The 24,266-nt window shown below is 58.6% G+C and carries 20 protein-coding genes and 3 pseudogenes; 16 read left to right on the forward strand and 7 right to left on the reverse strand.

The features are described from left to right. Positions 1–167: 167 nt before the first annotated feature. Complete coding sequence (locus tag FVF58_RS05915; protein WP_149668958.1) at positions 168–1,919, reverse strand: FAD-binding protein; 1,752 nt, start codon at positions 1,917–1,919, stop codon at positions 168–170. Between the two features lie 259 nt (positions 1,920–2,178). Between FVF58_RS05915 and FVF58_RS52520 the strand changes: the two are divergent. The 3 genes and pseudogenes from FVF58_RS52520 to FVF58_RS05930 all read left to right on the forward strand — a co-directional run. Next, positions 2,179–2,380: pseudogene (locus FVF58_RS52520) on the forward strand (ABC transporter substrate-binding protein); the annotation flags it as partial. 92 nt (positions 2,381–2,472) lie between these two features. Next, positions 2,473–3,831: an MFS transporter gene (locus FVF58_RS05925; protein ID WP_149668959.1), complete on the forward strand. Its 1,359-nt coding sequence runs from the start codon at positions 2,473–2,475 to the stop codon at positions 3,829–3,831. Between the two features lie 159 nt (positions 3,832–3,990). Continuing rightward, positions 3,991–4,371, forward strand: a complete 381-nt coding sequence (locus tag FVF58_RS05930) for a nuclear transport factor 2 family protein (RefSeq protein WP_149668960.1) — start codon at positions 3,991–3,993, stop codon at positions 4,369–4,371. Between the two features lie 93 nt (positions 4,372–4,464). On the opposite strand, the gene FVF58_RS05935 is transcribed toward FVF58_RS05930, so the two are convergent. Continuing rightward, positions 4,465–5,382, reverse strand: a complete 918-nt coding sequence (locus FVF58_RS05935; protein ID WP_149668961.1) for a LysR substrate-binding domain-containing protein — start codon at positions 5,380–5,382, stop codon at positions 4,465–4,467. A gap of 178 nt (positions 5,383–5,560) precedes the next feature. Between FVF58_RS05935 and FVF58_RS05940 the strand changes: the two genes are divergently transcribed. The 3 genes and pseudogenes from FVF58_RS05940 to FVF58_RS52265 form a co-directional block, all read left to right on the forward strand. Continuing rightward, a complete protein-coding gene (locus FVF58_RS05940) occupies positions 5,561–6,259 on the forward strand; it encodes a pirin family protein (RefSeq protein ID WP_149668962.1) in 699 nt (232 codons plus the stop codon). Between the two features lie 47 nt (positions 6,260–6,306). Further along, complete coding sequence (locus FVF58_RS05945) at positions 6,307–6,729, forward strand: DoxX family protein (protein ID WP_149668963.1); 423 nt, start codon at positions 6,307–6,309, stop codon at positions 6,727–6,729. 233 nt (positions 6,730–6,962) lie between these two features. Beyond that, positions 6,963–7,285 (forward strand): annotated as a pseudogene (locus tag FVF58_RS52265) (transposase); the annotation flags it as partial. On the opposite strand, the gene FVF58_RS52270 reads toward FVF58_RS52265, so the two are convergent. The 3 genes from FVF58_RS52270 to FVF58_RS05965 all read right to left on the reverse strand — a co-directional run bounded on the left by FVF58_RS52270 (position 7,265) and on the right by FVF58_RS05965 (position 9,713). Then, a complete protein-coding gene (locus tag FVF58_RS52270; protein ID WP_149668964.1) occupies positions 7,265–7,933 on the reverse strand; it encodes a c-type cytochrome in 669 nt (222 codons plus the stop codon). The pseudogene FVF58_RS52265 and the gene FVF58_RS52270 sit on opposite strands and share 21 nt — an antisense overlap. 509 nt (positions 7,934–8,442) lie before the next feature. Beyond that, on the reverse strand, positions 8,443–8,634 hold the full coding sequence (locus tag FVF58_RS05960; protein ID WP_149668965.1) for a hypothetical protein: 192 nt from the start codon (positions 8,632–8,634) through the stop codon (positions 8,443–8,445). A gap of 581 nt (positions 8,635–9,215) precedes the next feature. Continuing rightward, positions 9,216–9,713 carry a hypothetical protein gene (locus tag FVF58_RS05965; RefSeq protein ID WP_223191124.1) on the reverse strand — a complete coding sequence of 166 codons (498 nt, stop codon included), beginning with the start codon at positions 9,711–9,713 and terminating at the stop codon, positions 9,216–9,218. A gap of 649 nt (positions 9,714–10,362) precedes the next feature. Here FVF58_RS05965 and FVF58_RS05970 point away from each other — a divergent pair. Further along, positions 10,363–11,757: a TIGR00366 family protein gene (locus FVF58_RS05970; protein ID WP_149668967.1), complete on the forward strand. Its 1,395-nt coding sequence runs from the start codon at positions 10,363–10,365 to the stop codon at positions 11,755–11,757. A gap of 105 nt (positions 11,758–11,862) precedes the next feature. Here FVF58_RS05970 and FVF58_RS05975 read toward each other — a convergent pair whose 3' ends face one another. Together FVF58_RS05975 and FVF58_RS05980 are read right to left on the reverse strand one after the other, a co-directional pair. After that, the gene (locus tag FVF58_RS05975; RefSeq protein ID WP_149668968.1) at positions 11,863–13,515 is read right to left on the reverse strand and encodes an MASE4 domain-containing protein; all 1,653 of its coding nucleotides are present in this window, start codon (positions 13,513–13,515) and stop codon (positions 11,863–11,865) included. Between the two features lie 720 nt (positions 13,516–14,235). After that, positions 14,236–14,973, reverse strand: coding sequence for an SEL1-like repeat protein (locus FVF58_RS05980; protein ID WP_149668969.1), 738 nt, complete (start codon positions 14,971–14,973; stop codon positions 14,236–14,238). Between the two features lie 377 nt (positions 14,974–15,350). Between FVF58_RS05980 and FVF58_RS05985 the strand changes: the two genes are divergently transcribed. From FVF58_RS05985 to FVF58_RS06025, 9 genes and pseudogenes are all read left to right on the forward strand, one after another. Further along, the gene (locus tag FVF58_RS05985; RefSeq protein ID WP_149669144.1) at positions 15,351–15,515 is read left to right on the forward strand and encodes an FmdB family zinc ribbon protein; all 165 of its coding nucleotides are present in this window, start codon (positions 15,351–15,353) and stop codon (positions 15,513–15,515) included. A 232-nt stretch (positions 15,516–15,747) separates the two neighbouring features. Continuing rightward, positions 15,748–16,224, forward strand: a complete 477-nt coding sequence (locus tag FVF58_RS05990) for a DUF305 domain-containing protein (protein ID WP_149668970.1) — start codon at positions 15,748–15,750, stop codon at positions 16,222–16,224. Next, a complete protein-coding gene (locus FVF58_RS05995) occupies positions 16,224–17,702 on the forward strand; it encodes a YncE family protein (protein WP_149668971.1) in 1,479 nt (492 codons plus the stop codon). The genes FVF58_RS05990 and FVF58_RS05995 overlap by 1 nt, the downstream gene beginning before the upstream one ends. A gap of 7 nt (positions 17,703–17,709) precedes the next feature. Then, complete coding sequence (locus tag FVF58_RS06000; protein ID WP_149668972.1) at positions 17,710–17,922, forward strand: hypothetical protein; 213 nt, start codon at positions 17,710–17,712, stop codon at positions 17,920–17,922. A gap of 684 nt (positions 17,923–18,606) precedes the next feature. Further along, on the forward strand, positions 18,607–19,314 hold the full coding sequence (locus FVF58_RS06005; RefSeq protein WP_149668973.1) for an HD domain-containing protein: 708 nt from the start codon (positions 18,607–18,609) through the stop codon (positions 19,312–19,314). Positions 19,315–19,354: 40 nt separating this feature from the next. Next, a complete protein-coding gene (locus FVF58_RS06010; protein WP_149668974.1) occupies positions 19,355–20,806 on the forward strand; it encodes a catalase in 1,452 nt (483 codons plus the stop codon). A 401-nt stretch (positions 20,807–21,207) separates the two neighbouring features. Then, positions 21,208–21,333: pseudogene (locus FVF58_RS06015) on the forward strand (H-NS family nucleoid-associated regulatory protein); the annotation flags it as partial. Between the two features lie 856 nt (positions 21,334–22,189). Next, positions 22,190–23,386, forward strand: a complete 1,197-nt coding sequence (locus FVF58_RS06020) for a DesA family fatty acid desaturase (RefSeq protein ID WP_149668976.1) — start codon at positions 22,190–22,192, stop codon at positions 23,384–23,386. A gap of 312 nt (positions 23,387–23,698) precedes the next feature. Next, positions 23,699–24,205, forward strand: coding sequence for a Dps family protein (locus FVF58_RS06025; protein ID WP_149668977.1), 507 nt, complete (start codon positions 23,699–23,701; stop codon positions 24,203–24,205). Positions 24,206–24,266: the final 61 nt, after the last annotated feature.

Raw genomic sequence — 24,266 nt, forward strand, 5'->3', positions numbered from 1 at the left:
GACTTCGCGGGTCCAAGCCGGGACCGACCACCTTAAGTGACGCAACGCTCGTCTCTTCAGTCACGAGAGTCGGCAACACCATTTCCATCGCGCGGGCGTCCGGATCGCGACCGTCAACGCGTCGTTCGGCGCAAGGCGTCTTCTGTTACGTGACGAGGCTATGGCGATCATGCAATTCGGACCTTTGAGCCGGCAGAATCAAGGGAGTTTGCATCGCGGCCAACTTTCACCCGTCCACCCTGGACGAGGGACATGGCGGCCAGATATCCGAACGTCAACGCGGGCCCGAGCGTAATCCCGGCGCCAATGTAGTGTCCGCCAACGGGCGAATTCATATCGTTGCCGCAAGCGTAAAGTCCAGCAATTGGATGGTTATCGTGATCGAGAACTTCGCCGTGACTGCCGGTCACGAGACCGCGGCTTGTACCGAAGTCGCCCGGCATCAGCATGACAGCGTAAAAGGGACCCCGTTCGATGGGACCAAGGCAGGGGTTCGGTGAGTGTGTCGGGTCGCCCTTGTAGATGTTGTATGCGGACGATCCCTTGCCGAAATCCGCGTCCACGCCGGTGGCTGCAAACTGGTTGTTGCGCGCGACGCTGCGTTCCAGCCCGCCGTGGTCAACGCCAATCTTGCCAGCAAGTTCAGCCAGCGTCCGACCTCTGAAGAGGTATCCCGCCTTCTCATAGCGCCGCAGCGACAAACTACCGGGAAGGATGACGCCGATGCCGTACTTCTTTACTGTCGCCGCGTCGGCAATAAGATATGCGGGGATGGCACCCGCATCGAACATCCCGAGGGTGAAGGCATGATATGACGCGGCCTCGTTGGTGAAGCGGTTGCCGTCCTTGCCCACGGCAATGAACCCGGGCTTGGGACGGTCAAGCATAAAGTGGCCCCACAACGTCTTTTCGCCCGCCTCGTTCGATAACGCTGACATCGGCACATAGAAACCCGTGTCCTCGGAGTTGTGGTCAAGTCGCCCCCCGGCCGACAGGCCTAGACGAATTCCCTCGCCAACATTGCTAGGCAGCCCGAGTCCCAACTCGACCGTGGGCTTGCGTGAGTGTTCCCGGCGCATTTCCTGGTTGCCCGGGTACCCGCCGGTCGCAATGACCACGCCCTGGCGAGCGCGGATTCGAAGCGTGTGGCCGTCCCGGACCACTTCTGCGCCCGTGACGGTACCGTCCTCGAGGATCAGCCTGGTGGCGGACGACTTCAACCAGATTTCGATTTCGCGGTCGAGCATGGTCTTGTACAGCCGCGCGATGAGCGCATTGCCACCGACGAGTCGGGTGCCGCGGTGATAGCTCAGCCGATCCACGCCATAGCGCACAAAGCGCTTTAGCACGTGAAGAAAGGATCGGGCCGATTTCGTGAACGACAGGAAGTGGAGCAGGTCGACGAGGTCGAGCATCATTCCACCGAACGGCGCAAACGCCGGCAGCGGAGCGCGTAAATTCCTGAAGTGCGGGCCAAGCTTGCGAGCATCGAATTCTAGCGGGGCATGAGCGCGACCGAACATGCCTCCCTCCAGCTCAGGGTGGTAGTCCGGGTAGTCGACTGCCACTACCTCCAGCGCGGAGTTGCGCAACATATAGTCGAGTGCAGCCCGGCCGTCGAGGATGTAGGCTTCCTGCAACGAGCGGTCGACACTCGTACCGACAGTCCCGGCAAAGTATTTCCGCGCTTTATCAAACGAATCCTTAAAGCCGGCGGCCTGCATTGGCCCGCTGTCGACGAACCACATCATTCCCACCGACCATGCGGACGTTCCGCCGACCTGGTCGGTCTTCTCGAGAACGAGCGGTACAAGCCCCTCGTTCTTCGACACGATCGCCGCCGTCATGCCGGCAGCGCCTGCACCCATGATGATGACGTCGACTTCGCGGTCCCAGTTCTCCGTCGTTGCGGTGCCCATGGCGTTTGTCCTGTTTTCAAGGGTTTCTGACAGATGCGCTGTGCTCAAATGATACTATCTAGAATGATCGTAGTAAAAATGAATCTATATAGAATGATGTGTTTTGAGGTGAGCAATGTCAAGAAATTCCAGGGTATCCCCCAGGCAGATGCTATCGGTCTCTCTTGCTGCAGATGCACATGTTTTGTGCCCAGCCTTGACTGACGAGACTACCCTCAGTTTCGACGCCGCGAGGCTGTCGCAGGACTCCTCGAATTTCTTGACAGAACTAATTCTGTCAAAGATCATTCGATATAAATCGATTATGTCGACCTCGCCGTACATCGTCGTGCTGGTGTTTCCGTCGAGAGGCCTTCGGCATACGCCGATTTACGTGCGCACGGATCGGGGCATTAGCAGCCCCGCAAGATCTGAAAGGCGAGCGTATCGGTGTGCCGGAATATCAGCTAACGGCAAACGTGTAGGTCCGTCTTTTTCTTGAGGAGGAGTGCGGTGTTAAACCGCGTTATCTGCGCGGTCAGTGCGCCTCTTCGTAACTGGCAGGAGACAAACAATGAAACGTGCTTCGGTCGTCAACGTCCAGGAGTTCATCGACGAGCATCCGTTCGGCCGCTTTCAACTACTCGTTTTTTTCATGTGCTTCGTGATTGTCCTGCTGGACGGTTTCGACACCGCTGCAATCGGTTTCATCGCGCCGTCGTTACTTACGGGGTGGCATCTTGCAAAGCCCGACCTTGCGCCCGTCCTGAGTGCCGCGCTGTTCGGCCTGGCGTTTGGTGCGCTCGTGTCCGGCCCTTTGTCCGACCGTGTTGGCCGACGGTCGCTGATAGTCGGGTCCGTGTTTCTCTTCGGTGTGGCCAGTGTCGTGTCCGGGTTCTCGACGAACATGGCTCAACTGACTGTGCTGCGCTTCATGACGGGCATCGGCCTTGGCGCAGCGATGGCTAACGCGGTGACAATGATGGACGAATTCTGCCCGACCAGGCGACGCGCGACTGTGACCAGCCTGATGTGCTGCGGATTCCCGCTCGGCGCGGCTTGCGGAGGATTGATTGCGGCGTGGCTGGTTCCCCATGCCGGCTGGCGAAGCGTTCTGATGCTGGGCGGGGTTACACCGATACTTCACGGCATTCTGCTAATGCGCAAGATGCCGGAATCGGTGCGCTTCATGGTTGCAAACGGCGGGCCCGTAGCGCGCGTTCGCGCAATTCTGGCGCGCATCTCGGACGAAGCAGTCAATGCACGTGGCTTCGAACTGACCGAGAGCGCGCCGGTAACGGGCGACAACGGGCTCGGCCTCGTGCTGTCGCGTGCATATATCGTCGGTTCGTTGATGTTGTGGCTCGCGGCCTTTATGGGTCTCCTGATTATTTACGCATTGATCAACTGGATGCCAATTCTGCTGAAGGATGCGGGCCTGAGCCTGAAGAGCGCGACGCTGATCTCTGCACTGTTTCCGCTTGGCGGCATCGGCGCTGTGCTATGCGGCGCGCTGATGGATCGCTTCAATGCAAATCTTGTGATTGCCGCGTGCTACGCGCTCGCCGCGATCAGCCTCTTTTGCATCGGAGTGACAGCGGCAAACGTAGGCCTGCTCGTGCCAGTCGTACTCGTGTCCGGCGTGCTGATGAACACCGCACAAGCCTCGATGAACGCCCTTGCTGCCGCCTTCTATCCAACCGAAGGGCGTGGCACCGGTGTCGCGTGGATGCTCGGCATGGGTCGCTTTGGCGGCATCGCAGGCTCGTTTCTCGTGGCCGAACTCGTACGCTGGCATTTTACGTTTGCGGGTGTCTTCGCGATGATCGCCGTTGCCGGAGCCCTTTCGTGCATTGCATTACTAGTCAAGCAGCTTGCGTCGCGGCACGTCTTCCGAACCATGCCCGATGGAGTCGAATTGCTGAGTCGTTGAACACCTGGCAATGGTCGTTCTATCTGGCCACGCGGTCGATGTATGCGCCGAATTGTCTCTGCGCCGCCGTAAGACCCGAATGCGGCGCAGCGTCGTTCTGGTGGCGCTTAAGCTATCTACAACGTCGTTTGCAATCACCATTTGAGGAGGAGACTTGACATGTCCGCTGAGGCGCCCAATGCGGCGTTCGAATATGTATCAGAAGTGTACGAGGCGATTGATTCGATGGACGAGCAGCGCTTAGCGCTCTTCTTGTCGGAGAACTGCACGTTTGTCTATGCCAATAACGACCCGGTAACCGGACGCGAAAATATTGCGGAGTCTTCAAAGAGCTTCATGGCATTGATTGCCGGCATCAGGCACCAGCTACTTGACGTCTGGGCAATCGACAACGTCATTGTCTCGCGGATCGACGTGACCTATACGCGCAAAGACGGATCCACACTGACGGTCCCGGCCGTGACCGTCTGGCGGGTGCGCGATGGACGAATCGACGACTACCGAATCTACATCGACGTTGCGCCGCTATTCGCGTATTGATTGCCAAAGGAGCATACGCTGCCGGCAGGTGCCTGCTCAGCACGCTGCACGCTGAAACCATGGCGAAAGATGTGCTCGTCGCAGGCAGCCGCGCTAGCGCTGCCGGTTCAGACTTTCGAATCCTGCTACGAGTGCATCGAGCAAGTGACGGACGGCCGGAACCATGCCTCGGCGCGTCGGGAAAATCGCATGGACAAGGCCCGGCGTGGTAGACAGACCAGGCAGCAGGTGCTGCAGGCGGCCGGCCTGAATATCTTCCTCAACCAACTCCCTCGGCAGCATTGCCAGGCCCACGCCGGATATCGCCGCAACCCGAAGGCTGGCCAGATCGTCGGTCGCGAGGCGCGGCTGATGCGCCCACGATGTCACGCGCCCCTCAGCGTCGATCAGGTGCCACACAAATCGCTCGCTGCTGCTGGCCATGGAGAGGGTGGGCCATTCCTTCACGGATTCGATTGAACTGGGCGCCGGATGGCGCGCAGCCAATTCGGGACTGGCGACCAGAATGTGAATCGACAAACCCAGCTGGCGGACGGCGAGGTCGGTGTTCTCCAAGGGCGGAAGCCTGACCCGGATGGCAAAGTCCAGACCTTCCTCGACAACATCCACGCGGCGGTTGGTTGCATCCAGCAGGACCTGGACATCAGGGTTGTCCTCGACGTATCGCGCGATGATCGTGGAGATGCCGGACTCCAGTAAGGCCACGGGGCAGGCGATGCGGACGGTGCCCTGTGGCCTGGAGCGCGTGCGGTCCACGATATCTTTGGCGGCCTTTGCTTCCGCCACCAGAGCAAGGCAATGCTGGTGGAACTGCCGCCCGGTTTCCGTCAAGGACAGGCTCCGGCTCGTGCGATTGAGCAGGCGGACGCCAAGTTCTTCTTCCAGGGCGCGAATGCGCCGGCTGAGTTTCGATGTCTGCAGGGCGAGGTTGCGCGCGGCGGCCGTATAGCTTCCATGCTCGACTACCGCTGCGAAAAGCCGCAGATCGTTGAGGTCATTGATTGCGTTCATGGGCAAACTCCAATTCCTTCTGATCGTTCTATTGACGGCAACGATGCGTATCAGCAATGGATCTATGCGCGAGTTCATTGCAAATATAGCATTCCCTCCATCGACTGCATCAGCGCTGAATTCGGTCAGTCGCAGGTGAAGAGCGTCGCATTGGCGGTCGCGCGAAACGGAGGTGGACATGCTCACACACAGGCGTTGGGAATCACTGGACAGGGCGGAACTCGGCTGGCTGCGCGCGAAACACCATTTCGTGGTCAGCGCCGACGGCAATTCCGCGCACGCCGCCTTGGGTCCCCTGATTGTCTGGAACGATGACGAGATCGCTGTTGGTAGCGGTTTTCCCATGCACGGGCACCGTGACATGGAAATCATCACCTATGTGCGCCAAGGCTTGCTCGGGCATCGAGACACGTTGGGGTCCGAAGGCACGATCCACGCAGGCGATGTCCAGGTCATGAGCGCCGGCACGGGCATACGCCACGCCGAGTTCAATCGGGGCGAGGTGCCGCTCAAGCTTTACCAGATCTGGCTGCGACCCCGTGAAGCCGGCGGCAAACCCGCATGGGATACCAAGCCGTTCCCAAAAAGCGACCGGTCTGGTCGCTTCGTAGTCCTTGCCAGTGGATTCGCCGACGATGAGGGTGCGCTTCCTGTTCGCGCCGATGCCCGTGTGCTGGGCGCGATGCTGAAAGCAGGCGATAGGGTTCGACACGAGTTGAGTGCAGGACGTCGAGCCTATCTCGTCGTGGCATCGGGACGTATCGAAGTGAATGGCGAGCCCGTTGGGCCGCTAGACGGTGTGGCGATCGCGAATGTCGCTGCGGCGCAGATTTCCGCTCTTGAAGATTCTGAGCTGGTGATGGTGGACGCCGGCTAACTCCTTTTTTGTATTCCACCTCTGCTAATTGATTTGAGGAGATTGCGATGGAACGTTTCAAGTTTATTCCGTTGTTAGGCCGCATTCTGATCGGTGTGCCGTTTGTCATGAGCGGGCTGGGCAAGCTCGCAGCGTACGGTGCGACCGTTGGCTATATCGCGGCCATGGGTCTGCCCGTCCCACCGCTCGCGTTCGTTGTTGCCGTGTTGACCGAGCTGGGCGGCGGCCTGCTGCTGCTTTCGGGCTATAGGGCTCGCACGGTGTCGCTCGCGATGGCGGTGTTCTGTGTGGTGACTGCGATGTTCTTTCACCACAACTTCGCAGATCAGAACCAGATGATTCACTTCCTCAAGAATGTAATGATGGCTGGTGGCCTCCTGCAGATCACCTGGTTTGGTGCCGGCGCATTCAGCATGGATGCCCGCTCCGGGCGGGTAGCTTTGCGTGCTTCGCCTCTGAAGGCGAGCTAGGATGACGGACTCGTCGGGGCGATCGCCTGGTTGATCCGGTATGCGATCGCCGCGTCGCGAGGCTTTTCTGTTGTCAGTTTCGGAATGATGCTTGGACGGATGCTGAAGCCCTCTGCCGTTCTCGACTATTTGAATAGCTCGGCGGCAGAAGGAATGCAGTTTTCCATGCATCCCATTCCGGCCTCGCAATGACGACCGCGCTGCCGGGAGGCGAATTCGCGCGATGCCTGTTCGAAAGAACCGGCCCTAACCCGACGGACCGGCGCAACCTCGGTAGCAAGCACCATCTCCTCATCGACGCGTAAGGCATCCCGCTTGCGGTCATCTGAGCGGTGCGAACCGCCACGACATCACCCAGCTTGATGCGCTGGTCGCCGCATTTCCACATGTGCGCGGCAAGCCGGGCCGTCGCTTGCACAAACCGCATATCGTCCAAGGCGACCGGGGCTACAGTTCCGAGCCGCATCGTCAACGCTTGCGCGAAGGGGGTATCACACCGCTGCTCGCGCCCCACGCAGATCGTCTGCGTCGCCTATCAAGGTCCGGTTACCGAAAGGTAAGCCGCGGCCTCTTCAATCTGCGTGTCGTTCAACATCGCCGCGACCGCCGTCATCGTACCTGGCGCCGGCATTTTCCCCTTCGCGCGTGCCTGAAATTCGTGTAGCCGGGCCACGACGAACGCCGCCGGCTCGCCGGCGATGCCTGGAAAGCGCGCGCCGTTGCCTTTGCCACCAGCCGCGTGACAGCTGAAGCAGGCCGGGACGCCCGGTCCAGCACCCATCTCGGCGAGTTGCTTTCCGGCGATCACCAGACTCTGCGACGGTGGAACTGCTCCCGTGGCAAGCGGTGGATTCTGCTGTGAAAAGAACATGGCCAAGTTGTGTATATCGCTATCGGAAAGGTTGCGCGCAACCGCTTGCATGGCGTCGCTCGCGCGCGTGCCTGCCTTGAACATTGCAAGCGCATGCGCAAGATAGTCCGGATCCTTGCCCGCAAGTCGCGGGCCGCCGCTTGCGGTGCCTGCGCCCAGTGCACCGTGACACGCGACGCATGTCGTGACGGACGGTGGATTTGCATCGACGCCAGTATCCTGAACCTTCGCCGGGGATTGCGCGTGACAGATACCAGCGAGACCAAAGAGGACCGCAAGCGAAACCAAACGCAAGCCGTCGCGTGACTTGCCGGTATAACGTAAGCCGAACATAAATGACTTCCCAATATTCTGCGAAAAACGGTGCGTGAACGCTCATGGCATCCACACGCGTGGCCGCATTCCAGATTTCAGACGGGGTGTTGATGAGACCATCGGCGGTCAGTCATAGCTGTATGCCCGCCGCGATGATGATGGAGACGGCAAGGACCCACAACTCGATGGTCGTGAAGCGGGGGTATCTAATTTTCACCATTATCCTCATGCCTCACGAGAGGCGGTCTAGCCTCTGCGCATGCTCTAGTCATGTGACTCTTCTGTCAGCCGAAACGGCTGACAGAATGGAAAGCCCCGTATCGGCAGGTTGCAATCGTTTCAGCGTCGGATTGTGAAGCGGCCTGTGCGAACGCAACCGACCAACGGCCGCAGATATCGCGATAGCGGATCGAATATGTGAACATGGCAATCTGCCTATCTGTGAGTAGCTGGTGCATTCGCTATTAACGGGGCTATGGCGCCTTTCGTCGCCGATGCGGAAGGGTTTTCAATCCGGTCATCGTTGGCTACTGGCCGACTGCAAATCCGCTGCATTCCGCGGTCATTTCGGCGAAGCACTTCGCACAGCAGACGGCGGTAATGTTCGGCCAAAGGCTCACGTGCTTCTGAACGTCTTCCTTCAACTCGCCGCATTCATTGCAGCGATCGAACACGCGGACCTGCAACGGCCGGTCGTGCCACTTTTCGAGCGCGTTCATGTCAGCAACCCTCGTGTTGATCTGCTACGTCGACGGCGCTGATGTTCGCGTCCACCCTCCGCAGTCCTGGGGGCGTCGGATCATCTCGGCGCGGCTCGAGCACACCTCTTGCGTTTGTCCTCATCGTGGCCCTCACTGGATACAGATGTTGCTAAGTTCAACAGTCTCGCGATGCACCTTCTTATTCAACCAGAGGGCGAACGTGTACTCGTCGTACGCGTTGTTGCCGATATAAACCCGGTTGGCTGACATTCAAATGAAATCGCTAAGTCCATGGAATCAAGATAGACGGACGACTCCAAGAAAACTATTCTACGAACGGTCGCTGTAGTACTACGTGGACATAGTGCGCTTATACGTTTGGATACCTCGAGGCATCCGCCAGTCGGTCAGTTTCGGCCGTTCGATGGCAGCGCTGAGCCGTGACCTGAGCAGGTACCGGTCGCGTTGGCCTTCCCGTTGCAGCACGGCCGTCATCCAGCAGGCAAAGTGACGCGGCCCGGCGCCGGGACGTACCTCTATAACCATGCTGCATGCCATTGGTGGGACGGCACGCGTCGCGTTATATCGTGCTGGAGCGATCAGGGCGACGCGACAAGATGCGCCGCGTCGCCACCTCGCCAGTCGGCCTTGCTACTGAGATGCCAGACGTTCGCCGGCGGCGCATTCAGCCAGACAGTTTTGATGCGATGCCAACGCAAGCCTATAGGGGCCGCAAATGGGACTCTCGGTTGATACGTGAATTGCACTAGACGTCGAGCGCGGTCCGCGTAGAGGAGTTCGGCGAAGGCCGCAACCGTTGGTTCGACGACGCCAGGCGAAAGCGAACGAAACGGCAGTCCCGAGACAATAATCGTCTTCGCCGGCAATTCTTGCAGAACCGAAACGTTCTCATGGAATGCGCCGCCGACCACATGGGCCTGTGGAAATCGCCCCCTCAGTTCGGTGGCCAATTGAACGCCCAGCTCGAATACGATCAGCCGCGCTGACGGGTGCCGGCGCACGAGGGAGTCCGTCACGACTCCGGTGCCGGCTCCCACCTCGACGATCGCCTCGAACGCCTCGACGCCGTCAGCCATGGCATCGGCGAGACAACGCGACGAAGGAGCCACTGCGCCTACGGTTGCAGGGCTTCGTAACCATTGCTTGAAGAAACTCAGGTTCATGCGGGGGAAGGAACACGACGTCGGACGGTCTAGGAATGTGCCCCAGTCGTGATGCAATTGCGGAAACCGCTACGAGGATAGCGGGTGGAAGTTAACGCGAAACGGACGGAGCCATTACAGATTTGTAATGAGCTACTTTTTTATGCCGAGGCGGGCGGTCCGTTCTGGAGAAAGCCGGTGGGGCTACAGTGGGCCCCCATCTACCGATGGCGTGCGGTTGCAAACGTTCAGCGACTGACGTTCTTCATCAAGCTGTCGCCTTACCTTCTAGCCGGGCCTCACACTGCGAGCGGTGGCACTTGCGGCATCGTTGAGTTTGACGCTTGATGATGCCGGGGGACGCCAGCCTGTCTTGCCAGCGTCTCGTCCGCGTGTCGTTATCATGTCCGTCTCGAGCCGTGTAGCCTTCGCTGCAATAAACGCGTGAATCGTGTATGTTCCGGCGCGGTGATATGCCACTGCGGCGTATGCCGTTTGTCAGCTAAGCGTACCCGATAGCGCCAGGCTCAGGTGCCAGGGAATACTGCTTCAGTAGCTTGCGATTAAAGGACTGGAAAGCATCATGAACAAGAGAGATACCAGCGCGGTCGGCTCAGACAGCAGTGCGCGTCGTGGCAGCGTCGTCGCTGGACTCGTCTACGTGTTCGAGCAGGTCATGCCTGACCCGTTCGTCCTTGCAATTGGCTTGACCGTCGTTGTGACCCTGCTGGCCGTGGTGTTCGCGCCGCACGCCTCGGTGCCAGTGATCCTGAGCTCATGGTACGGTGGCACGTTCAACATTCTCGGCTTCGCGCTGCAGATGATCCTGATTCTGGCGACTGGTTACGCAATCGCCGACGCACCGCTCGTCCAGCGCGGCTTGCGGGCGATGGCTGCCAAAGTACACTCGCCGACTCGCGCCGCGCTGTTGGTCTTCCCGATCGTCGCGGTGGCCGCGTGGCTCAACTGGGGGCTCGGCCTCGTTGTAGGTGCACTTTTGTCGCGAGAAATCGCCAAGCGCGTGAAGGTTGATTTTGCATGGCTCGTCGCGGGTAGCTATTCGGCGTGGTCTGTCTGCAATAGTGGCTTGTCCAGTTCCATTGCGTTATCGCAGGCGTCGCATGGCAACGCATTAAACCTTGTCGAGAAAGCCACGGGGCAGGTGATTCCGCTGAGTCAGACTGTGTTCGCGCCTTTCGTATTCATTCCGACCGTACTGGTCGTTGTCGTGATGACGGCGATCTTCATCAGGATGCATCCGAAGCAAGAGGATGTCGTCGCGTTCAATGAGACTGAGCGCGAGCCGGCAGCCGCTGCAGAGGCAGATCCGCATGCACGGGGCGCGGAGGCATCGTCTTTCGCTGCGCGTGCCGAACGGTCAGTGCTCGGTACGCTGCTCGTGCTGGCGTTGGGCGTCGGTTATCTCGCGATGACCTGGTACAGCAAGGGCTTCGAACTGGACATCAACACCACGATCCTGATCTTTTTGCTGTTCGGGCTGGCGCTACAGCGCACACCGATCGCGTATGCCGACGCGATTCGCCGCGCAGCGCGGCAGACCGGTTCGATGCTGCTGCAATATCCGATGTATGGCGGCATCATGGGCATCATGACGGGGACGGGTCTGGCGTCGACGATTGCCAAGACCTTCGTTGCGATTGCGACGCCGGTCACACTTCCGGTGTTGAGCTACTTCAGCTCGCTGATCATCACGCTGCTGATTCCGAGTGCGGGCGGGCATTGGGCTGTTCAGGGTCCGTTCGTCCTTCCCGCCGCGCTTAGCCTGCATGCTTCGGTTCCGCGCACGGCCATGGGAGTTGCCATGGCCGAAAACGTCTCGAACATGCTGCAACCATTCTGGGCCGTACCCGTCGTGGCTATCGCTGGTATTCGCATTCAGCGGGTTATGGGTTACACGGCGATCACGTTTGCGGTATCCCTCGTCATCTATGCGGCGGCGCTTTGGCTGATTCCTTGATCCGGCCACACGGATGCCGGCGGAAAAGCCTTTTGGACTAGAGTCTGCTCCAAAGCACCGATCGGGCCGAAGGATGTCGATTCGATCGTCGATTATCCATCAGCATCAGAGGCGGGAATTAGACGGAAGATCTTTGGGTTGCTCTCTTCGTGGAGTATCAGCAGAGGTCGCCCCGTCGGTGCGCAAGACAAACTGAAAGACGGCGCCATGCGGCTTGTTTGGGGACACCCACAGGCGGCCGTTATGTGCCTCGATAATCGAGCGGCAAATCGCCAGGCCCATTCCCATACCTTCAGATTTCGTGGTGAAGAGCGGGTCGAATATCCGGTCGATGTCATGCGGGCCGACGCCTGTTCCGGTGTCCGTTACCGATACTGTTACGCCGCCATCGTCGTGGACATCGGATTTCACGCACAGGACCCGTGGCTCATCCATGGCCGCCATCGATTCGATGGCATTGGCGATCAAGTTTAGAAGCACTTGCTGTAGCTGGATTGGATCCCCTAATACCTGCGGTAGCCGTTCAGCCAGCTCTATCTGGACCACTATCCGGTGCTTCTGCAGGTCAGCGCGCACCAAGGCAACGGTTTCCCCGACGAGACCGTTGACGTCAAACGCCGTTCTGTTCAGATCGCCCGTCCTGAACATTGTCCGAACTCTTTGGATCACCGCTGCCGCGCGATGGCCATTAGCGACGATCTGCCCGAGTGCCGTCTTCGTTTCATCGAGATCGGGCGTCGCGCGATTAAGCCAACGCAAGCCCGCATCGGCATTGGTGACCATCGCCGACAATGGCTGCCTGACTTCGTGAGCAATCGTGGCCGCGACTGCCTCCCCGGTCACCAGCCGTGCCTCGCGCTCGCGGCGTTGTGCGAAGACCGCGCGCAGCAACTGCGCGTAAAGCGTCGTTATCTCATACAGCAGGACAAACAGGACGAGACTGCCGGACAGGAACCCGCAGACCCGGCCAGCATACCAACCGACCGTGTAGCGGGCTGGAACCGGGAAAGAGATCAGACAGATCTCCAGCACGTACGCGCACATGACCACCATCAGCCACAAATCGAGCACTGAACGCCGCCAGACCCAGAGCACGATCAGCGCGACGACGCTCATCAGCGCTGCGGCCCCGGCGGCATAAAACCAGAGCGTGGAAAGATGCACCGTATCGACCAGCAGGCGGGGCAGTAGCGCATTTCCCATTGTGACTATCAATGTCGCTGCACACACGATTGCCGCGGTCATGGCAACACTAGACAAGATAGCCGCACCCGTGGAGCCCCGCCACAACCGCTTGGCCGGATCGGCATCCTTCAACAGGGCATAGGCGATGACGAACATGGGGAAGCCGGCGTGCCACAGAATGTATAGCCAGGCCGTGCTCTGCGGCCCGGCGTCAAGGAGCCCGTCTGGCGCGAAGATGCCCGGAAACGTGAGCGTCCACGGGATCAGGACGAGCCCTGTGAAGAGATAGCCACTCGCGATCACGAGCAGTGCTCGCGAACGCAGGATGGAGAACTGCGCAAACAGCAGGACCGCGGTGATCGAATCGTTCACGAACATCGCCGTGGCATACATCGGAACGAAGGCGTCGATCCGCTGCAGATGGAGGCCCGAGAACCGCCCGGCTATGGCGAAAAAGGCGACCAGCAAGGCGAGCACGACGGCAAGGGCAAGCCGTGTCTGCGCCGGGCCGGGCGTCAAGTTCGAGAGGATGAAATGCTGTTCCTCCGGGACAACGGCGGCTGTTTTAGCCATCGGAGCGACTCCTTGCTGCGGCTGGGTCGCGCGGCACGAAGCTCTCACTGCCTCGCCACGCTCATCCCGCTGCCCTGGTTCGCCGCCATTTCTTCAAAGATCGCTGTTGGCAGGATTCCTGCGGCGGCGGAGGTGATCGCGGCAGTGACCGACTTCAGAACACTTTTCTCGGGTCATCGTTCCGGCGCTCCGGCCCCGACCGGTCACTTAACGTGACCCCCAATGTATCTCGTATGCGGGCACTTGTGTTCATCTACCCAGAGGCCGCTGATGAGCGGCCGTTCAAGCCAAACCGCCACTTATCCCGGTGTCCAGGACAGGTCGGCTTCGGTTGTCCATAGCTGCCATGATGCCGTCAACTCAATTTGTATGAATGACGTTTGGAAAAGATCCGAACCTGGATTGTCGTAAAAGAGGAGTTTCCATGGTCGTATGAGAACTTCACGAAAGCCAGACCTTTGCCGAGAGAGGCAGCCAGCTCCGGGTGGAAAAGTAAGAAAAGTGTCGGGGACCGTCGAAGCCGGTGCGTGCCATATTGGGGTGCCGCGAGCCGACAGGGCCGAGCAGCTTTCGCCGGCTCTGCTGGTCGATCCCTCTTTTGCGCAGCGCAGCGCGACACAGTCTGGCGTAGCGTGCAGCGGGGATGTCGCCCGTCTCCGCCGCCCGCTCCCACAACTGCAGAGCCACTGATGTACCGGGTTTCTGCGGGATGCCAGGTGATTAGGGGGTGCCCAGGCGCGATTCGGCAATCCGCTTCAGATTATCGGGAGTTGAAGCAGATTCAGCCAACTGCTCAAGCAAGTCCCTGGCTCTCTTTTCGTCTTTGGGCCCACCATCGCCAAGCGTCAAACTCGTCGCCAGGTTAAGTATCGACCGGGGCAGGCCTCGCGAGGCCAAAGCTTCAAGGAGACGACGAGCCACTTCAGGTTCCCGGTTTCGGTTGCCGCTTAGCAACTCGTCAGCAATCGATTCTGCAGACCTCAGCGAGCTTTCGTTTTCCGTTCTGCGTATGCCAGCCATGAGCGCCTGTTCGAATTGGCCAACGGGATGGTACACGGCCTGGGCTAACGTGCTAAGCGCTTCTTGAAAACTCAGATCTTCCTTTGAGCCGGCAAATGGTGCTGGTGGCGGGTCCCGGCCCTCTTCGTGCGCATGCGCGGCCGATGGTTGCCACCATCGAACAAAGTCGTCCGCGGATTCACCGTGAAGATCAACTGACGATGCGAGCAATTGCGACGCCTGATATACGCGTCGCTCGGTGAGTGTCGCGCTGTCACACGCCTCGTCGAGCGCGGAAGCTACTTCGCTGCCCAGTTCGCTGTGGAGGTCAGTCCAGTCTTTATAGCCGAGAACTTCGGAGGTCACCTGTCGCGCCTGGGATTCCTTTAGAGAAAGGCGGTATTTAAGCCGATTGGCGGCCCGCGTCGGGATCGACGCGCTCTGGAAGTAGATACGCATGGCTTGGTCCGGGTTTCCGTGCCGACGAGCCTCCACAGCCGGCACGGAATCGAAATGAACTGTGAGGCGGCGCACGGGGCGTGACGCCCCGTGACAAAAAATACCGTCGGTTTCTCATGCAGTCAATCCCATTCCAGGAAATGCTATTTCGCGCGATAAACACACAATCTAAGCGCCAGGCGGCCGGTCCGCGCGATCAACCCGGCCCTGGACGGGGATGCCGGCCTTGCCTACGGCGCATACGATGTGCGCTGCGTAAGACACATACGCGGGCGTTTCCTGTACTTTCCTGAACTAGAATGGATTATCACAATACTTCCGGCTTCGCTGGCAGTATCTGCCAGCACGACGTGCGGGATTCTCGTTGGAGGAATGCCATGCCGACTTACCAGTACAAGTGTGAGAAGTGCGGTGAAATGTTCGAACATGCCGAGCATCTTGCCGAACATGCAACCGCTCATCCGGCTTGTCCGAAATGCGGAAGCGAGAAGGTTCAGCACATACCCACGCCATTCGTCGCGAAAACGTCCAGAAAGAGCTGAAATCTGTCTGACCGGGCTAAGGTAAATTCCGGCCAATTCCGCCCGGTTGATGAACGCTTTTGACCGTCCGCTAGCAAACTCGCAGACGACGGTCGCGGATGAAGACTGACCTGACGCTCGTCAGCGAGATAGCGTGGAAGCGCGAAACTCACCAGAGTGCACGGAATAGATTGCTATTCGGATGTGTTTGCCCCGTAAATACCCTTCTGGGTCGCTGATAGGGGTGCGTTCCATGCCTTCCATTTTCCGTCCGATTGTGCGCTTGACTGTGGCGGCCGCTGCGACGGCAATGCTGAACACAAGTCCTACTGCGTTTGCAGCCGGACCGGCCAGCGCAACAGCCGAAGAAGTCCCATTTCTGTCCGAGAATGACAAGGCCATGACGAAGATGATGGACGACATGTCCATCATGCCGTCTGGTGACGTCGACCAGGACTTCGTTGCGATGATGGTGCCGCACCATCAGGGCGCCATCGACATGGCCCAAGCTGAACTGCGCTACGGGCACAACGAACGGTTGCGGCGCATCGCGCAGGAGATTGTTGTGGAGCAGCAGCAGGAAATTATCGCCATGCGCCTCGCGTTGGGCCAGTCACTGCCACCGCCGGCACCCGCGCCCGACCAGCAGCGCGCCCCGGCCTCCGTGCCCGCTCCGACAACACCCATGTCCCCTCACGGTACGCAAATGCGCATGCATAAGGAGCCGTGATGAAACGCACGTCGATTCTCGCCATCGCGCTGACGACCATCCCAATGGTTGTCGCCCAATCCACGTGGGCTGGCCAGGCCCCTGGTTCGCTGTCCGATCCGGACATACCGGTGAGCCACCACGATCGTGTCTATGCCGCCGAGCAATTCTCGAACACGGTATCCGTCACTGATCCGGCCGACAACCGGCTGGTCGGCGAGATTCGCCTGGGGGAGCCGTCTCCGGGGAATTTCAGCCCGCTGTATCACGGTCAGGTGCTCGTGCATGGCATGGGTTACTCACCAGACCATCGAACGATTGCGGTGGTGTCAATCGGCTCGAACTCGGTTTCGTTCATCGACACGCAAACCAACGCTGTCAAGCATGTCACGTACGTGGGCCGCTCGCCGCATGAGGCATTCTTCACGCCTGACGGCAAGGAAGTGTGGGTGACCGTGCGCGGAGAAAACTACGTGGCGGTTCTCGACGGCAAGACTTTCGAAGAGAAAACCCGGGTTATCGTTCCGGCCGGCCCAGGGATGCAGATCTTCTCGCCGGACGGCAAATATGGCTACGTGTGTTCGTCATTCAATCCAGAGGTCGAAGTGATCTCCGTGGCCGATCACACGATTGTCGGCAACGTGAAGCAGGCCAGCCCGTTCTGCCCAGACCTCGCGGCCACGCCGGACGGCAAGCAGGTGTGGTTCACGCTCAAGGACGTCGGCAAGACCCAGGTGTTCGATGCGCGTCCGCCATTCGCGCTTCTGAAGACCATCGATACGGGCCCGATCACGAACCACGTGAACATCGCGCGTAACGCCAACGGCATGTTCGCTTACGTGACGGTGGGTGGCCTGAATCAGGTCAAGGTCTTCCGCACCGACGACTTCTCGCAGGTCGCAACCATACCCGTTGGTAGTCTGCCGCATGGTATCTGGCCGTCGGGCGACGGCAGCCGCGTCTACGTCGGCCTTGAAAACGCAGATGCAATGATCGCCATCGATACGCTGACCAACAAGGTCATTGCGACCGTGCCGATTGGACAGGCGCCACAGGCGGTGACGTACGTGCCGAACGCGGTTCCGGAGGGAGACGGCACGCAAAATACAGTGCCGCCAGGCGTGGCGGGACAAGCCGATCATTTGATGATGGTGCCGGCTGGAACGGGCAAGTCGGCGGAGCAGGCCGCCGCGCCTACCAGCGTCGCGCTGTTCGACCAGGGACTGGTGCAGGTGTTGCAGGCCGCGGTCACCGGACTTCAGTCAAAGCAGCCGTATGTCCTTGGTCTGTCGAACAATCCCGACGGCAGTGGCAACGTGGACGTGCTAGCGAACTTCATGACTAACCCGGCCGGTTCGGCCATCGTGAATACAATCGGCCAGATTCGCCAGGTGGTCACGCCGGGCATGAGCACGACAGGCGACACCCGTCGTTACCTCGTGATCGCCCCGCAAGTGGCGGGCAAGCCGGGTGCACCGGTGCAGGTGCAGGCGCGATGAGGCCAGCTTGCAGTCGTTGGACAGGGAACTGTCCGGCGGCGGAGCCAGTTCGATCTCCGTGACTGGTGTGCAGGTCAAGTCGCTGGTAGGCCGCAATGAAGAGAGGGTGTCAACGGTGGCTACGACAGGACCGTTTTGCATCGTCAACGCGGCGAAAAACGATAGGTATTTTTCCGGCCAGAGCGTGCCGACGATCGTCCCGCTTTCGATGCTTCCGTGACTGTCCGCTGTTGTGAACGTTGGAGGAGGCCGCAGCGGGTCCGACTTGTTCCCGTCACAGGCCGATCTCCTGCAGAGTGCTCTATCGTTTGGCATGGGGACCGGGTTCGGCAAGGAGTTGAAGTTCGCCTGATGATTTGCAGCATGAGCCGCAACGGACATCGCGGGGACAATTCAGTGCTGCAGAGGTTCTTCCTGAACCTGAGAAATGGAGCGCATGTGGCAGCGTCAGTCCGCCAATCAAGAAGAAGCGCAGCGCGAAATCAACCGGTACATCGTCGGCTTTTACAATGCCGTACGCCCGCGTCCGACTTTGGGCTAACAGTCTCCCGTTGCCTACGACGCGAAATCGATAGTGAAAGAACCTATTTGCCTGTCCGAAATAACTTCTCCACTTCACAGACGCCACTACGCCGAAGAGCACGGCAGAATATCCCGCACACTTGGCAGGATTGAGCGCTTCGTTCCAGTTGTCGGACACCGGCTGTTTGCCCAATACTGATTCTCATTGACACGCCACCGGGCACATGCACTTCGGATGCGTCGCACTCCGTAGTGTCTGTTTCGCGGGCGAGCAGTTGAGCGGATGTCTGCATCCATCGCTTCGAAAGGTGTAGAGCGCTGATTGTCGAAGAGTGGCAGTACGCATGTGCGCCACCCACTTGCCAACTGAGGAGCCGGAAAAATGAGCACCACAATTGCAGGCATCAAGATACCCGACAGCGCAATTGCACGCGCGGCCACGCAGCTGGTACGCGATACCGAAACCGACCTGCTGTACAACCACTCGCGGCGGGCTTTCCTGTTCGGCGCCCTCAGCGGCGAACGCAAGGGCCTGAAGTACGACCCGGAACTGCTGTATCTCGGCGCCATGTTCCACGACATGGGCCTGATGCCGGCCTATAGCAGCGAAGGCTACCGTTTCGAAGTGGATGGCGCCAACGCCGCGCGTGATTTCATGACGCAGCACGGCATGAACGACTACGACATCGAACAGGTGTGGCTGTCGATTGCACTGCATACCACGCCGGGCGTGCCTGAACACTTGAAGCCGGTGGTCGCGCTCGTCACCGCCGGGGTCGAGATGGACGTGCTCGGCATGGCCTATCACGAGTTCAGCGACGAGCAACGGATTCAGGTGGTGGCGGCGCATCCGCGTGAGAAGACGTTCAAGAACGGCATCATCGATGCCTTCGCGCAGGGAACGATCAAGAAGCCCGAGACGACCTTCGGCAACGTCAAGGCCGACGTGCTCGAACTGCGCGATCCGTCGTACAAGCGCCTGAATTTCTGCCAGATCATCCTGGGTTCGGCATGGGACGACAGCAACGCCGGTCACGCTCACGATGCGGCCTGCGGTTGCAACACCGCAGCGCCGGTGCAGGACAACTGAACGACCACCGTCACCCTATCGCGACCATAGAGGATCTTTCATGAAAAAGCTGACTACCGTTTTCGGCGCACCCGTCGTCGACAACCAGAACATCAAGACCGCCGGTCCACGTGGTCCGGCATTGCTCGAGGACGTATGGTTTCTGGAGAAACTGGCCCACTTCGACCGTGAAGTGATTCCTGAACGTCGCATGCACGCGAAAGGCTCCGGCGCATTCGGCACCTTCACCGTGACCCACGACATCACGCAGTACACCCGCGCGAAGATCTTCTCGGAGATCGGCAAGAAGACCGAGATGTTCGCGCGCTTCTCGACCGTGGCGGGTGAACGCGGCGCGGCGGACGCCGAGCGGGACATTCGCGGCTTCGCGTTGAAGTTCTACACTGAAGAAGGCAACTGGGATCTGGTCGGCAACAACACGCCGGTGTTCTTCCTGCGCGATCCGCTCAAGTTCCCGGACCTGAACCATGCGATCAAGCGCGATCCGCGCACAGGCTTGCGCAGCGCGGAGAGCAACTGGGACTTCTGGACGCAACTCCCGGAAGCACTGCATCAAATCACGATCGTCATGAGCGAGCGCGGTATTCCGAAGACGTTCCGCCACATGCACGGATTCGGCAGCCACACCTTCAGCTTCATCAATGCCGCAAACGAGCGCTTCTGGGTGAAGTTCCATTTCCGCTCGCAACAAGGTATCGAAAACCTCACGGATGCAGAAGCGGAAGCGCGCGTCGGCCGTGATCGCGAGACGCATCATCGCGACCTGTACGAAGCGATTGAACGCCAGGAGTTTCCGCGCTGGACGTTGTACGTGCAGATCATGCCGGAGAAGGAAGCAGGCAGCTATCCGATCAACCCGTTCGATCTGACGAAGGTCTGGCCGAAGCGTGATTTCCCGCTCATCGAAGTCGGGGTGGTCGAGTTGAACCGCAATCCCGTCAATCATTTTGCCGACGTGGAACAGGCCGCTTTTGCTCCTGCCAACGTGGTGCCGGGTATCAGTTTTTCGCCCGACAAGATGTTGCAAGGCCGGCTGTTCTCGTACGGAGACGCGCAACGCTATCGCCTGAGTGTGAACTACCATCAGGTTCCGGTGAATGCGCCGCGCGGTGCGAAGTACGTGCATAGCTATCACCGTGACGGACTGTTGCGCGTCGATGCGAATATGGGCGGCGCCACGCCGTACGAGCCGAATACGCGGGGTGAATGGCAGGAGCAGCCGGACTTTCGTGAACCGCCTTTGTCGATTGATGGTTCGGCGGATCACTGGAATCACCGCGTCGACGACGACTATTACTCGCAGCCAGGGGCATTGTTCCGCCTGATGACGGCGGAGCAGCAGCAGACGCTGTTCGACAACACGGCGCGAGCGCTGAACGGCGTATCGAAGCCGGTCCAGCAATTGCATGTCGAACACTGCACGATGGCGGATCCGGCGTACGGCGCGGGTGTAGCGAAGGCAATTGCTGCGCTGGAAGAAGCGTCGGCATAGCCGTCGTCCCTTTCCAGGTGGGCGCAGGACTGTACGCTGGTCGAGAGGGCAAGCCATGCTTGCCCGGCCGTCTCAATTGTCAGCTCGCGGCCCAGCGCAACCGGGTAGGTGGAGGTGTGTTTCGTTACCGAATTGGCTTCTGGGCCGGCCGCGTTCTGCTTTTGGACGCGCGACGGCGTTTCGAAGATGCCATCATCCATGTCGCCGTGCGGGAGACCGGGTTGACCCGACAGGAGCAAATCCCAGGATCTGCATTCGACCTCGGCATTGATTGATCGACATGGGGGTTGGCAAAAGGGACGTGCAACAGGTGAGTGATTTCAGTCACTGATGGTACGTCGCAAACTGCATACTCAGGAGGGTTAATGAACAAGCCTAATGCTGGAAGTACCTGCAATGGAGGGACGTTGTTGCCGAAGTATCGCGATCCTCGGACTGGAAAGACCTGGAATGGCAGGGGACGTCCCCCCCGCTGGATTGAAGGTGAGGACCGCAGGCCTTTTCTCATCAAGAATGGGACCCACTAGGGTTCCACGAGCGTGCGTGGTCGGACAATAAAGCGTTTCATGTCGGGCATGGTTCAAGCCAGAACCGGAAAGGTCGGCAGAAACCCAAGCCCACCTATCTTGATGCAGTGGGCGTGATCGAGCAACTGTACTCTCCCAAAACCGTGCATAAATTGCGCTCCTTTGGTAAAGCGATCTGCCATTCCGAAATGTCGCGCCCGCGCATTGATCTATTGTCTCGCAGCGGACATGCCGCGCCTAACGAGCTGTGCGGTAGGTGCTGAAACTAGACTGGATCGGGCCGGGTGGTGGTCCTCATGGGGCAATCCCCCGGTGATCTTGACGAGTTCCACTGCGATCGATCCGACGCCTCCCACCGGCAGACTCTGATGGACGTCAACCTGACGTGTGGACGTTCATCATGGAAATCGGCATTCTCGGCATCGATCTCGCTTGAGGCTTGAAGAATCAATTGTCGAGTCCCGACTCATAGAGGCATTCGATGCTGGCGATAGAAATAGCAATATCCAAATGCCAGATCAGTGCCACAGAAACAATTTCTATCAAATAGATAGTGGTCGAGCCTTATACCGACGTCTGTAAGAAGGTCTACTCATGAGTATAGGGTAGATCTGTTGCGATAGAAGCTAGGAGTAGTCGCCCATGAAACTCTTCACGGTGCGGAAGACTTCCCAAACAAACGAATCCGACGATAGATATTTTCCATCCTTACCTTTAGGAAATAATATGTCCAATTCGATGAGAATGCGTATCAAGTCTAATTAGAATAGACCTCAGGAATACGGAGCGCGTCCCGCTTCGTGGTTGCAGACCGCGCTGTGTTGGCTGGTCCTGTTTTCGTCTAGAGGTCATTGCCTTGTTGAATTCTCTGCTTACGTTCACCTCTCATGGTCTGCTTGCCTATTCGTGGTTAAAGATTGTTGTCTTTACGCTTGTAATGACCCATATCACGATCATCAGCGTAACGATTTATCTACACAGACATCAAGCTCACCGATCACTTGAACTACATCCGATCGCCAGTCATTTCTTCCGCTTTTGGCTCTGGACAACCACAGGCATGCTGACCGGACAATGGATCGCCATTCATCGGAAGCATCACGCGAAGTGTGAGACTGAAGAAGACCCTCACAGCCCTCAGACGCGCGGGATTTTGAAGGTTCTGCTGGAAGGCGCCGAACTATATCGTGCTGAAGCCACGAATGAGGAGACCATCCGGCGGTTTAGCCATGGGGCACCTGATGACTGGCTTGAGCGGAACGTCTACACGCGCTATCCGATCCTCGGCATCAGCGTCATGATGGTAATCGATGTTGCGTTGTTCGGAATCGTTGGGGTGAGCGTTTGGGCTGTGCAGATGGTGTGGATTCCGTTTTGGGCCGCGGGCGTCGTGAACGGACTTGCGCACTGGGCCGGTTACCGGAACTTTAACTCTACTGACGCAAGTACGAACATTTTCCCATTGGGCATTCTGATTGGTGGTGAGGAGCTTCACAACAATCATCATACGTACGCTACTTCAGCGAAACTCTCGAACAAATGGTACGAGTTCGACATGGGATGGATGTACATCCGCCTTTTAGCAGCTCTTCGACTTGCGACGATCAAGAAGGTGGCTCCTGTTCCTCGGCTCGCGGACCATAAATCGGTTCTCGACAATGATACTTTGCAGGCGGTACTTGCAAATCGTTACGAAGTGATGGCCCGGTATGGCAGGGCGATACAACAGGCCTACCGTCAAGAACTATCCAGACTGAAGGCGTCCGGATCGAAGGAACGATATCAAATGCTAAGGACGGCGCGCACGTGGTTTCATCGCGAGGAGGATGTCCTTGATGAGAAACAGCGCGAGCGGTTGCCCGAGCTGATCGGTGAAAGTAAGGAACTTCGTACCTACATGGAGCTGCGAAAGGATTTGTCGGCTATGTGGGAAAGATCCAATGCTTCGCGTGAGTATCTCGTTGCGCGACTGCAAGATTGGTGTCATCGGGCGGAGCAGAGTGGAATTCAGGCATTGCACGATTTCGCCATCCGATTGCGCCGCTACGCGTGACGACAGCATTATTCGTCTCAGGGGTGCGTCGCCGTACCCACAAAGAGGGCGCCGCGGACAGTGCCTTCTTAACCCGCATTTCCCTATCTCTTCCACAGTTTCTCTCAATTGGAAATGCGCTGGCGAGCATGCTATTTCTCTCGTTGTGCGGAGGTGGTTGATCGTGAATCGACCACAAAGATACTCCGTGCCAGGTTGGTGAAACGCGAATTTGACGTTATCCGCCGACCGGACCGAACACTTCCAGGTGATGAGAGAAGGTTTCTTGCGCCAGCTTGAATCTATCCAGCAACTTTTCCTTCGGAGAAAATCATGACTTACACAAAGACTTCTACTTCCGTCAAATTGGCATCGCCCTCCGACCTTGGCTCAGATGCGAAGGAAGAGATCGCGAAGAGTCTTAACGCACTGCTCGCTGACGCGTTCGCGCTCTATATCAAAACCAAGAACTTTCATTGGCACGTAAGCGGACCTCATTTCCGGGACTATCACCTTCTCCTTGACGATCAGGCAGCGGCGATTTTTGCAATCATCGATCCCATCGCCGAACGCGTGCGAAAGCTCGGCAACACTACATTGCGATCAGTCGGGCAAATTGCCGAACAAAGACGCATCGAAGACAACAATGCGGATTTCGTTGCACCACAGAATATGTTGAACGAACTGCGTAAAGACAACGAATCGTTGGTCAGATTCTTGAGGGAAGTGCACAAGGTCTGTGACACGAAAGAAGACGTGGCCACGGCGAGTTTGATTGAAGACTGGATAGACCAGGCCGAAGAACGAATCTGGTTCCTTCTTGAAGCCGGAAGATCGTGATTTTCCTGCACGCTTGTCCGCCCTTCAGTTGATCGAGACGGCTGGGCGGGCTCCAGTTGAA

The organism is Paraburkholderia panacisoli (assembly GCF_008369935.1).
In the GTDB taxonomy this organism is placed as follows: Bacteria; Pseudomonadota; Gammaproteobacteria; order Burkholderiales; family Burkholderiaceae; genus Paraburkholderia; species Paraburkholderia panacisoli.

What these genes read in the sequence shown, in the direction of transcription:
- FVF58_RS05985 (WP_149669144.1), top strand. Translation starts at nt 15,351, where the DNA reads ATGCCGACTTACCAGTACAAGTGTGAGAAGTGCGGTGAAATGTTCGAA.
- FVF58_RS05995 (WP_149668971.1), top strand. Translation starts at nt 16,224, where the DNA reads ATGAAACGCACGTCGATTCTCGCCATCGCGCTGACGACCATCCCAATG.
- FVF58_RS05930 (WP_149668960.1), top strand. Translation starts at nt 3,991, where the DNA reads ATGTCCGCTGAGGCGCCCAATGCGGCGTTCGAATATGTATCAGAAGTG.
- FVF58_RS06005 (WP_149668973.1), top strand. Translation starts at nt 18,607, where the DNA reads ATGAGCACCACAATTGCAGGCATCAAGATACCCGACAGCGCAATTGCA.
- FVF58_RS52270 (WP_149668964.1), bottom strand. Translation starts at nt 7,933, where the DNA reads ATGTTCGGCTTACGTTATACCGGCAAGTCACGCGACGGCTTGCGTTTG.
- FVF58_RS05940 (WP_149668962.1), top strand. Translation starts at nt 5,561, where the DNA reads ATGCTCACACACAGGCGTTGGGAATCACTGGACAGGGCGGAACTCGGC.
- FVF58_RS05915 (WP_149668958.1), bottom strand. Translation starts at nt 1,919, where the DNA reads ATGGGCACCGCAACGACGGAGAACTGGGACCGCGAAGTCGACGTCATC.
- FVF58_RS06025 (WP_149668977.1), top strand. Translation starts at nt 23,699, where the DNA reads ATGACTTACACAAAGACTTCTACTTCCGTCAAATTGGCATCGCCCTCC.
- FVF58_RS05990 (WP_149668970.1), top strand. Translation starts at nt 15,748, where the DNA reads ATGCCTTCCATTTTCCGTCCGATTGTGCGCTTGACTGTGGCGGCCGCT.
- FVF58_RS05945 (WP_149668963.1), top strand. Translation starts at nt 6,307, where the DNA reads ATGGAACGTTTCAAGTTTATTCCGTTGTTAGGCCGCATTCTGATCGGT.
- FVF58_RS06010 (WP_149668974.1), top strand. Translation starts at nt 19,355, where the DNA reads ATGAAAAAGCTGACTACCGTTTTCGGCGCACCCGTCGTCGACAACCAG.
- FVF58_RS05970 (WP_149668967.1), top strand. Translation starts at nt 10,363, where the DNA reads ATGAACAAGAGAGATACCAGCGCGGTCGGCTCAGACAGCAGTGCGCGT.
- FVF58_RS05935 (WP_149668961.1), bottom strand. Translation starts at nt 5,382, where the DNA reads ATGAACGCAATCAATGACCTCAACGATCTGCGGCTTTTCGCAGCGGTA.
- FVF58_RS05975 (WP_149668968.1), bottom strand. Translation starts at nt 13,515, where the DNA reads ATGGCTAAAACAGCCGCCGTTGTCCCGGAGGAACAGCATTTCATCCTC.
- FVF58_RS05960 (WP_149668965.1), bottom strand. Translation starts at nt 8,634, where the DNA reads ATGAACGCGCTCGAAAAGTGGCACGACCGGCCGTTGCAGGTCCGCGTG.
- FVF58_RS05965 (WP_223191124.1), bottom strand. Translation starts at nt 9,713, where the DNA reads ATGGCTGACGGCGTCGAGGCGTTCGAGGCGATCGTCGAGGTGGGAGCC.
- FVF58_RS05925 (WP_149668959.1), top strand. Translation starts at nt 2,473, where the DNA reads ATGAAACGTGCTTCGGTCGTCAACGTCCAGGAGTTCATCGACGAGCAT.
- FVF58_RS05980 (WP_149668969.1), bottom strand. Translation starts at nt 14,973, where the DNA reads ATGCGTATCTACTTCCAGAGCGCGTCGATCCCGACGCGGGCCGCCAAT.